We start from the raw sequence: 8,644 nt of genomic DNA, 5'->3' as shown, positions 1-8,644 counted from the left end.
GCCCACCCCCGCGCACTGTGACCTGTGCACCTCGGCAGGGTCGAATGGTTGCTCTGCGGCCCTGGTTCTGACCTGCGGCCGGGGTCAGCGCAGCGCCGGGGCCGCCTTGGTCAGGGCGTCGAGTGCTTCGCGTAGCCGCCAGGCATCCCGGTCGCGGGGGCCGACCGGGTTGGAGATGGTGCGCAACTCGGCGAAGGGCACCCCGGCCTGCGCCGCGGCGACCGCCACCCCGTACCCCTCCATGGCCTCGGCGACCGCCCCCGGATGCCGCCGGCGCAGCTCCTCGGTGCTGGCGGCGGTGCCGGTGACCGTGCTGACGGTGAGCACCGTGCCGGTCGTGGCGGACGGCAGGGCGTCTCGCAGCGCCGCCAGCAGCCGCGGATCGGCCGGCAGCACGCTGCCGTTGCCGAGCAGCGCTGGCGGCATGCCGAGCTCGTCGACGGGGATGAAGCCGTCCGGTGACTCGGCACCCAGATCGGCGGCGATACTGGCCGTGCCGAGCACGGTGTCGCCGACCGCGACGCGCCCGACGAAGCCGCCGGCCACGCCGGCGCTGACCACCGCCCGGTACGGGCGTCCGGCAGCCTCGGCCAGCGCCAACAGTCGGGCGGTGGCGGCGCCGGCCACGGCCGGGCCCACCCCGACCGGGGCCACGGTGACGGTGGCGTCGGTCAGCCCCGCGCAGACCGCGTCCGCCTCGGCGGGCACCGCGGTCACCACCAGCAGGCCGGTCACGACAGCGGTCCGGGGGACTCCCGGCGGGTCTCGTCGTCCGCGCCGCCACCCGGCCCGCCGACCGCTGAGGAGGGGCGGTAGATGTGGTAGCCCGGTGGGGCGAGCCCCGGGTCGTCGTACTGCGACGAGCCGGCCTGGCTCGGCGCCGGCGAGGTGGGCGCGGAGTCCGCGGATTCGTCCAGCGACTCGTCGTCGTCAACCAGCTCGTCGTCACCCAGCGGCCGGCCGGCCAGTTTCTCGCCGCGCAGCCGTGCGGCGACCACCACACCCCGGACGGCGGCCAGGACGCCCACCCCGGCGGCGACCGCGATGCCGGTGCGACCGCCGAACGGGACCAGCCCGAGCCCACCCCCGGCCACGAAGGCGAGCATCAGCACGGTCTCCGAGTGCGCGAAGGAGCTGGCCCGCAGCCGCTCCGGAATGCGCTCCTGGATCGAGGCGTCCACGGCGAGCTTGGCCACCCCACTGACCAGCGCGGTGACCAGGCAGAGCAGGGCCACCATCGGCAGCGAGAAGCGGATGACGGTGAGCACGGCCACCCCGGCCACGATGATCATGCTGCTGGACTGGATGGCGGTCGGCCGGTGGATGCGCAGACGGGTGCCGACGGCGGTGGCCAGGAAGCTGCCGACCGCCAGCGCGCCGCCGACCAGCCCCAGCGCCCACTCGGCGCCCAGGTCCCGGCCGAACACCACCGTCGTCAGGTCGCCCTTCTTGATGGCGAAGGCGAGGAACAGCAGCAGGAAGCCGTAGACCGCGCGCAGCGTCGCCGAGCCGATCAGGGTGGCGATCACCAGCCGACCGGCGGGTCGGCCCCGCCCCAGTGGGCGGTCACCCCGTCGGCGGCCCAGCGCGCGCAGCGGCCGTGGCACCCGTTCCGGTGGCTCCGAATCCGCCTTCGGTGGCAGGCGTAGGGAGATCACCATGCCGATCAGGAAGATCACCGATGCGACCCGCAGCGGCCACTGCGGCCCGAACCAGAACGCCGCCAGCCCGATCGGAGCCACCAGCGCGCCCGCGACCGTGCCGTAGACGCTCGCCCGCGCGCCCACCTGAGACAGGCCGAGCCCTTCGGGCAGGAGCCGGGGCACCGCCGCCGACCGGGCCACGCCGTACGCCCGGGACAGCGCGAGCACCCCGAACGCGGCCGGATACAGCCCGAAGCCGTGGATGTAATCGGAGATCAACCAGGCCAGGAACGCCCGGCCGAGCATGGTGGCGGCCAGAGCGTACCGCCGGCCGTGCCGGAAGTGGTCCAGCAGCGGGCCCACCACGGGGGCGAGCATCGCGAACGGCACCATGGTCACCAGCAGGTAGAGCGCGACCTTGCTGCGGGCCTCGCCCAGCGGGACGTTGAAGAAGATCGTCCCGGCCAGACCGATGGCGATCAGCGTGTCCCCGGCGCAGGACACGGCGTGCAGGTCGAACAGGCGGACCATGCCGACCTCGCCGCCGGCGCCCCTGGCCCGGGCCCGGCCGGCCCGGCGGGTCACCCAGCGTCCGCTGCCCACCGAACCACGCAACAGCAGCCGAATGCTGCGGATGCCGGTGCCGACGGTGCGACCGAGGACGGATCGCCCGGAGCGGGAGTACGACGGCATGTGCACCATCCTCGCCCATCTGCTCCAGGTACGCCGCAGCACTGCGGCGAAAGGTTCCCCGGGAGTCCCTGTCACCCCTGTCCGGCGCATGGGGAACAATGGTGAGGTGACCAGGCCCGCATCCACCCGCGCAGCCCGTCTCGACCAGGTCTGCGCCGCTGCCGTCGAGGTGGCCCGCGCCGGCATCACCGAGGTGGACGCCGATGACGTCGGCGACCACCTGCAGGTCGTTGCCGAGGGCGACCGGCTGGTCACCCACTACTTTGAATGCCGGCTCGCCGGCTACAACGGCTGGCGTTGGGCGGTCACCGTCACCCGGGTGCCGCGCAGCCGCACGGTGACCATCTGCGAGACGGTGCTGCTGCCCGGCCCCGACGCGCTGCTCGCGCCGGGCTGGCTGCCCTGGCAGGAGCGGCTCAAGCCCGGTGACCTGGGTCCCGGTGACCTGCTGCCGACCGCGCCGGACGATGAGCGGCTGGCCCCGGCCTACCTGCTCTCCGACGACCCGGCGGTCGAGGAGACGGCCTGGGAGCTGGGCCTCGGTCGGGCCCGGGTGCTCTCCCGGGAGGGTCGCGCCGACGCGGCGCAGCGGTGGTACGACGGCGACCACGGCCCGGCCGCGGCGATCTCCGCCGCCGCCCCGGCCGCCGCTCGTTGCGGCACCTGCGGCTTCTACCTGCCGCTGGCCGGCGCGATGCGGCTGGCCTTCGGCGCGTGCGGCAACTTCTACGCTCCCGACGACGGCCGGGTGGTGAGCGCCGACCACGGCTGCGGCGCCCACTCCGAGACGCTCATCGAGGCGGCCGAGACCGCGGTGGAGGAGCTGCCCACCGTCTACGACGACAGCGCGGTGGAGGCCATGTCGGTCAGCCGCGCCCCGGGTTCGGTGGAGGCCGCCGAGCCGGCGGAGCCGTACGGGCACCCCTGACGGTCCGCGCCGAGCTGGGCCGGCGCGCCTGGCAGGGTCAGCTCGCGCGGCGGCGGCGTCGGTTGGCGTCGTGCCGCATCATCACGGCCAGCCCGGGGAAGCCCCACAGGAATCCGGCCACGCAGGTCCAGAGCCAGTTCTCGTGATCGTGCTCGGTCAGCCAGCCCCGGAAGAAGATCAACAGGACCAGCCCGGCCACTGCCCACCCGATCAGCCCGGCGACGGCGAACGGCACCATCGGCGGGTCCAGCGGCGCGGGCCGCGGAGGCTGCTCGTTCGGCATCGGGCAAGCGTACGCGATCGACTTCCCCTGCCCGCCGGTGATCTGGGACGATGCGCGCGTCAACCGGAAGATCACCTGCGAGGACCTGATGGCAGTAACGCCGCCCGAGAACGGCACACCACCCGACCCCGCTCATCCACGTAACGGCTTCGACCGGTTCTTCGAGATTTCCGCCCGTGGCTCGACGCTGAGCCGCGAGGTACGTGGTGGCCTGGCGACCTTCTTCACGATGGCGTACATTGTGGTGCTCAACCCGCTGATCCTGGGCGGCGCCGTCGACGGCGACGGCAAGACCCTTCCGATCCCCGCGCTGGCCGCCGCGACCGCATTGGTCGCCGGCCTGATGACGATCCTGATGGGTGTGGTGGGCCGGTTCCCGCTGGCGCTCGCCGCCGGTCTGGGCGTCAACGCGCTGGTGGCGTACGAGATCGCGCCGGAGATGACCTGGGCCGACGCGATGGGCCTGGTGGTGATCGAAGGTGTGATCATCGCGGTGCTGGTGCTGACCGGCCTGCGGACCGCGGTGTTCCGCTCGGTGCCCACCCAGATGAAGACCGCGATCGGGGTGGGCATCGGCCTCTTCCTGACCATCATCGGTCTGGTGGACGCCGGTTTCGTCCGGCGGATCCCGGACGCCGCCAACACGACGGTCCCGGTCGGCCTGGGCATCGGCGGCAAGCTGGTGAGCTGGCCGATGCTGGTCTTCGTGGTGGGTCTGCTGCTCACCCTGGTGCTGGTGGTCCGCCGGGTGAAGGGCGCGATCCTGATCGGCATCCTCGCCTCGACCGTGCTGGCGGTGATCGTGGAGGCGATCGGCAACATCGGCCCCTCGTTCGTCGACGGCAAGCCCAACCCCAAGGGCTGGTCGCTGAACGTGCCGGAGCTGCCGAAGACGGTGGTGGACCTGCCGGACCTGTCGCTGCTCGGCAAGTTCAACGTGCTCGACTCGTGGGGCCGGGCCGGCTGGGTGGTCGTGCTGATGTTCGTCTTCACCCTGCTGATCACGGACTTCTTCGACACCATGGGGACGATGGTGGCCGTGGGCCAGGAGGGCGGCCTGCTCGACGAGAAGGGCACCCCGCCGAAGGCCAAGGAGATCCTGCTCGTCGACTCGATCGCCGCCGCGGCCGGCGGCGCGGCCAGCACCTCCAGCAACACGTCGTACATCGAGAGCGCCGCCGGTGTCGCGGAGGGCGCCCGGACCGGGGCGGCCAACCTGGTCACCGGCGTGCTCTTCCTGCTGGCGATGTTCCTGGCGCCGCTGGTGGTGGTCGTGCCGTTCGAGGCCGCCTCGACGGCCCTGGTGGTGGTCGGCTTCCTGATGATGACCGCGGTACGGACGATCGACTGGTCCGACTACGAGATCGCCATTCCGGCGTTCCTCACGATCGTGCTGATGCCGTTCACCTACTCGATCTCCAACGGGATCGGCGCCGGCCTGATCACCTTCGTGGTGGTCAAGCTGGCCAGGGGTAAGGCCCGGGAGGTCCACCCGCTGCTGTACGGGGTGGCCGCGCTGTTCGTGCTGTACTTCCTGCGCGGGCCGATCGAGTCCCTGGTGCTCTGAGGCACGTCCCGGCGGGGGGTCCGAATCGGATTCCCCCGCCGGGAACAGCACGAAAGTCCTCGTGAGCCTGGTCATATCAGATGTCGTTAGCCAGGCTCATTAGTTAAGCTAACTATCGTGACGGAGCGGACGGTGACGGCGAAACGCGTGCCACCGGCGCAGCTGGCTCCCCAGTTGCGTGATGCGATCACCCGACTCAACCGGCGGGTCCGCCAGGCCCGACCGGTCGGCGACCTCACGGTCACCCAGGTCTCCGCGCTCACCAGCCTGCGGCTGGCGGGCGCGCTGACGCCCCGGGAGCTGGCCGACATCGAGCGGGTGCAGCCACCGACGATGACCAAGATCGTCGCGAAGTTGGAGGACCGCGGCCTCGTGCAGCGGACCCCCCATCCGACCGACGGCCGGCAGGTCATCCTCGCGGCGACCGAAGGAGGGCAGGCCGTGCTCGACCAGTTCGAGCGGGCCCGCGATGAGTGGCTGGCCCACCGGCTGGCCGCGCTCGACGAAGACGAACGGGAGACCCTGCAGAGGGCCGCCCGGATTCTTCAGCAGCTCGCTCGCGCCTGAGCCGCGCCCGCGCCACCGGGCCGTGCCGTCACCTGTCGATGACGCGTACGTCCCGGAGGAGGCGCACCAAGAGTGCAGGCCAAGTTGAGCACGATGTTCCAGTCCCTGCAGGTTCGCAACTACCGGCTCTTCGCATCCGGCCAGCTGATCAAGCTGATCGGCGTCTGGATGATGTTCATCGCCCAGGACTGGCTCGTCCTCGAGCTCTCCGACAACTCGGCCACCGCGCTCGGCGTGGTCACCGCGCTCCAGTTCACCCCGGTGCTGCTGCTGACGCTGCTCTCCGGCCGGCTCGCCGACCGGTACGACAAGCGGGTGCTGCTCTTCGCCGCGAACGCCTTCTGGACCGTGCTGGCGCTCGGCATGTCCCTGCTGGTCCTCACCGACCTCGTGCAGCTCTGGCACGTCTTCGCCTTCGCCGCGCTGCTCGGCACGGCCAACGCCGTGGAGACCCCGGTCCGCCAGGCGTTCGTCTCCGAGCTGGTCGGCACGTCACTGCTGCCCAACGCGCTGTCGCTGAACGCCGCCGTGTTCAACTCCGCCCGGATCGTCGGCCCGGCCGTCGCCGGCCTGGCCATCGCCGCCTTCGACGTGGGGCCGGTCTTCCTCTTCACGGCGCTCAGCTCGATCGCGCCGCTGGTCAACGTGGTGCGGATGCGGACGGCCGAGCTGCACCGTGACGCCCTGCTGCCGCGCGACGAGCGGGCCTCCGCCCGGGTGGTCGACGGGCTGCGGTACGTGTGGCGCCGCCCCGACCTGCTGCTGCCGATGGCGGTGATGTCCGTGATCGGCATGTCTCTGTTCAACTTCCAGCTCACCCTGGCCGCGCTGGCCAAGACGGTCTTCCACACCGGTGCCGCCTCCTTCGGCCTGTTCAGCACCGCACTGGCGGTCGGCGCGCTGGGTGGCGCGCTCAGCGGCACCGGCCGGCGCAGCCGCCCGTCGGTGTGGCTGGTGCTCGGTGCCGCGATCGCCTGCGCCAGCTTCGGCACCCTGGTCGGCTTCGCGTCGACGTACTGGCTGGTCGTGACGCTGCTGGTGCCGACCGGCTTCTTCATGGTCTTCTTCGCCCAGGCCGCCAACCAGCGGGTCCAGCTGGGTGTGGACGCGGCCTTCCGGGGCCGGGTGATGGCCCTGTGGGTCCTGGTGTTCCTGGGCACCAACCCGGTCGGGGCACCGCTGATCGGCTGGGTCGCCGAACACTTCGGCGCCGGTGCCAGCATCTGGATGGGCGGGCTGATCTCGCTGGCCGCGGCGTTGATCGCGCTCACCTGGCAGCTGCGCCGCTCCGGCGCCCGGGTGCGCTTCCGGGTGCTGCCGATGCCCCGCTTCTACGTGACCTCCACCGACTGCTGAGCTGCCAGGAAGGGCCCCTTGTCATCGGATCTCATGACAAGGGGCCCTTCCTCACGTCTGTCGCGGAAGCCCGGCCCGGCTCGTCGTGTTGAGCGGATGGCGCGGATGCGGCCAATCCGGTGGCGGGCGGGCACGACGGGGCTTAGCGTCGATACGTGGGAGTCGGACGCGCGCTGATGCTGGCCCTGGCGTTCCTCGCCGTGGCCAGCCTGCCGGCGGCGTTCGCCCTGCTCTTCTGCGCCGACGAGATCCTGGATCGCGTGGTCTGCGGCTGGTCCGAGTGGCGTGAACGCCGACGGGAACGACGGACCATCGCCCGCCTCGACCGGGCCATCGAGGCCGACGCGCTGACCCGGGACATCGACCTCAGCGAGTTCGACCGGACCGACCGGCGGCCCCTGGAACAGCTCGCCGCCGACCTGCGGCGCCTCGGCGGGCAGCGGCTCGGCGGCACCGGCCGGTCGATGGTCTGGCACGGGGCGGTGGTCCAGGCCTACGACGATCGGCTCCGACTGGCCTGCCGCGCCCTCGGCGTCACCGAACACCTCGCCGAGTTGAGTGGCGTGGACCAGGAGATCGAGCGGGTCCGGGTGGAAGGCGTGCTGCACGCCGCCGGGCTGACTCTGCCGGCGGCCCGAGCCGGGCACCGCCAGCGGCACCGCTGAAACGGTCGACGGTTGCGGCTCTTCGTGGCGGTCTACCCGCCCGTCGAAGCGGTCACCCACCTCGGCGCGCACGTCGCTCGCCTGCGGATCGGAGCGGCGGCGGCCGCCGGCACCAACGTCCGGCTCGCCGACCCGGCCCACCTGCACCTCACCATGGCCTTCCTCGGTGACGTCGAGGCGGCCCGGCTGGTCGAGGTGGAGAGCGCGCTCGGGCTGGCCGCCGAGTGGTTCCGCGACGGGCGGGACGCCTCGCCCCGGCTGAGTCTCGGCGGGGGCGGCCGGTTCGGCCAGGGCCGGTTCACCGTGCTCTGGGTGGATCTCCGAGGCGACGTCGAGGCGTTACACGTGCTGGCGCGACTGATCCGCTCGCGGCTGCGGCACGCCCGGCTGCCGCACGACGACAAGCCGTTCCGCCCGCACCTGACCGTGGCTCGACCCGGCGACCGGGTGGCCCCGGCCGACATCGACGCCGACCGGGCCGCCCTGGACGACTACCAGGGGCCACCGTGGGCGGCGACCGAACTGCTGCTGGTGCGCAGCCACGTCGGCCCCCGGCCGCGCTACGACCGTCTGGCCGCCTGGCCCCTCTGACCAGGCTGGCAGCCGGCCAGGCCCAGGGGGAGCGGTGCCTCGCGCTGACGGGTGGCGAACCGCCACCCGCCAACGCGAAGCGTCAGGAGGACTCGCGCGCGGCGGGACCACTGCCGAAGAGCACGTCGTCCCAGCTCGGCAGCCGCTTGCGCGGCTTGCCGTTGGCATCGGTGGACTCGCCGCCGGCAGCAGCCGCGGCGCCCGTCCGGCGGGGCCGCAGCACCGCCAGCGACGGCACGGCCGGCACCTCCTTGGGCGCGTCCGAGTCGTCGTCGAAGGCCGACCCCTGGCCGCCGCCGAGCAGCGCCGCGGCGCCACCGCCGACCGGCCGCTGCCGGGGCGCGTCCGACC

9 protein-coding genes and 1 pseudogene are annotated in these 8,644 nt (G+C 72.6%); 6 read left to right on the top strand and 4 right to left on the bottom strand.

Going from position 1 to position 8,644, the window contains the following annotated elements:
• Positions 1-84 precede the first annotated feature (84 nt).
• Both EAD98_RS29755 and EAD98_RS29750 read right to left on the bottom strand, forming a co-directional pair.
• The gene (locus EAD98_RS29755; RefSeq protein ID WP_121657266.1) at positions 85-735 is read right to left on the bottom strand and encodes a futalosine hydrolase; all 651 of its coding nucleotides are present in this window, start codon (positions 733-735) and stop codon (positions 85-87) included.
• Positions 732-2,336 carry an MFS transporter gene (locus EAD98_RS29750; RefSeq protein WP_121657265.1) on the bottom strand — a complete coding sequence of 535 codons (1,605 nt, stop codon included), beginning with the start codon at positions 2,334-2,336 and terminating at the stop codon, positions 732-734. The genes EAD98_RS29755 and EAD98_RS29750 overlap by 4 nt, the downstream gene beginning before the upstream one ends.
• Here EAD98_RS29750 and EAD98_RS29745 point away from each other — a divergent pair.
• Complete coding sequence (locus EAD98_RS29745) at positions 2,335-3,264, top strand: DUF3027 domain-containing protein (protein ID WP_199723617.1); 930 nt, start codon at positions 2,335-2,337, stop codon at positions 3,262-3,264. The two genes, EAD98_RS29750 and EAD98_RS29745, sit on opposite strands and share 2 nt — an antisense overlap.
• A 37-nt stretch (positions 3,265-3,301) precedes the next feature.
• Here EAD98_RS29745 and EAD98_RS29740 read toward each other — a convergent pair whose 3' ends face one another.
• A complete protein-coding gene (locus tag EAD98_RS29740) occupies positions 3,302-3,547 on the bottom strand; it encodes a DUF2530 domain-containing protein (RefSeq protein WP_121657264.1) in 246 nt (81 codons plus the stop codon).
• Positions 3,548-3,635: 88 nt separating this feature from the next.
• Between EAD98_RS29740 and EAD98_RS29735 the strand changes: the two genes are divergently transcribed.
• From EAD98_RS29735 to thpR, 5 genes are all read left to right on the top strand, one after another.
• Complete coding sequence (locus EAD98_RS29735; protein WP_121657268.1) at positions 3,636-5,114, top strand: NCS2 family permease; 1,479 nt, start codon at positions 3,636-3,638, stop codon at positions 5,112-5,114.
• Between the two features lie 117 nt (positions 5,115-5,231).
• Positions 5,232-5,681 (top strand): MarR family winged helix-turn-helix transcriptional regulator, encoded by a 450-nt coding sequence (locus tag EAD98_RS29730; protein ID WP_199723616.1) that lies wholly within the window; start codon positions 5,232-5,234, stop codon positions 5,679-5,681.
• 72 nt (positions 5,682-5,753) lie between these two features.
• Positions 5,754-7,037: an MFS transporter gene (locus tag EAD98_RS29725; RefSeq protein WP_121657263.1), complete on the top strand. Its 1,284-nt coding sequence runs from the start codon at positions 5,754-5,756 to the stop codon at positions 7,035-7,037.
• A gap of 155 nt (positions 7,038-7,192) precedes the next feature.
• Positions 7,193-7,702: a hypothetical protein gene (locus EAD98_RS29720; protein WP_121657262.1), complete on the top strand. Its 510-nt coding sequence runs from the start codon at positions 7,193-7,195 to the stop codon at positions 7,700-7,702.
• A 12-nt stretch (positions 7,703-7,714) separates the two neighbouring features.
• Positions 7,715-8,293: an RNA 2',3'-cyclic phosphodiesterase gene (thpR, locus tag EAD98_RS29715; protein ID WP_121657261.1), complete on the top strand. Its 579-nt coding sequence runs from the start codon at positions 7,715-7,717 to the stop codon at positions 8,291-8,293.
• Positions 8,294-8,375: 82 nt separating this feature from the next.
• On the opposite strand, the pseudogene EAD98_RS29710 reads toward thpR, so the two are convergent.
• Positions 8,376-8,644: pseudogene (locus tag EAD98_RS29710) on the bottom strand (DUF3071 domain-containing protein); the annotation flags it as partial.

Source organism: Micromonospora sp. CV4 (assembly GCF_003667455.1).
GTDB lineage: Bacteria > Actinomycetota > Actinomycetes > Mycobacteriales > Micromonosporaceae > Micromonospora.
This window is presented reverse-complemented; position numbering and strand designations above follow the sequence as displayed.

What these genes read in the sequence shown, in the direction of transcription:
- EAD98_RS29745 (WP_199723617.1), top strand. Translation starts at nt 2,335, where the DNA reads ATGTGCACCATCCTCGCCCATCTGCTCCAGGTACGCCGCAGCACTGCG.
- EAD98_RS29750 (WP_121657265.1), bottom strand. Translation starts at nt 2,336, where the DNA reads ATGCCGTCGTACTCCCGCTCCGGGCGATCCGTCCTCGGTCGCACCGTC.
- EAD98_RS29740 (WP_121657264.1), bottom strand. Translation starts at nt 3,547, where the DNA reads ATGCCGAACGAGCAGCCTCCGCGGCCCGCGCCGCTGGACCCGCCGATG.
- EAD98_RS29735 (WP_121657268.1), top strand. Translation starts at nt 3,636, where the DNA reads ATGGCAGTAACGCCGCCCGAGAACGGCACACCACCCGACCCCGCTCAT.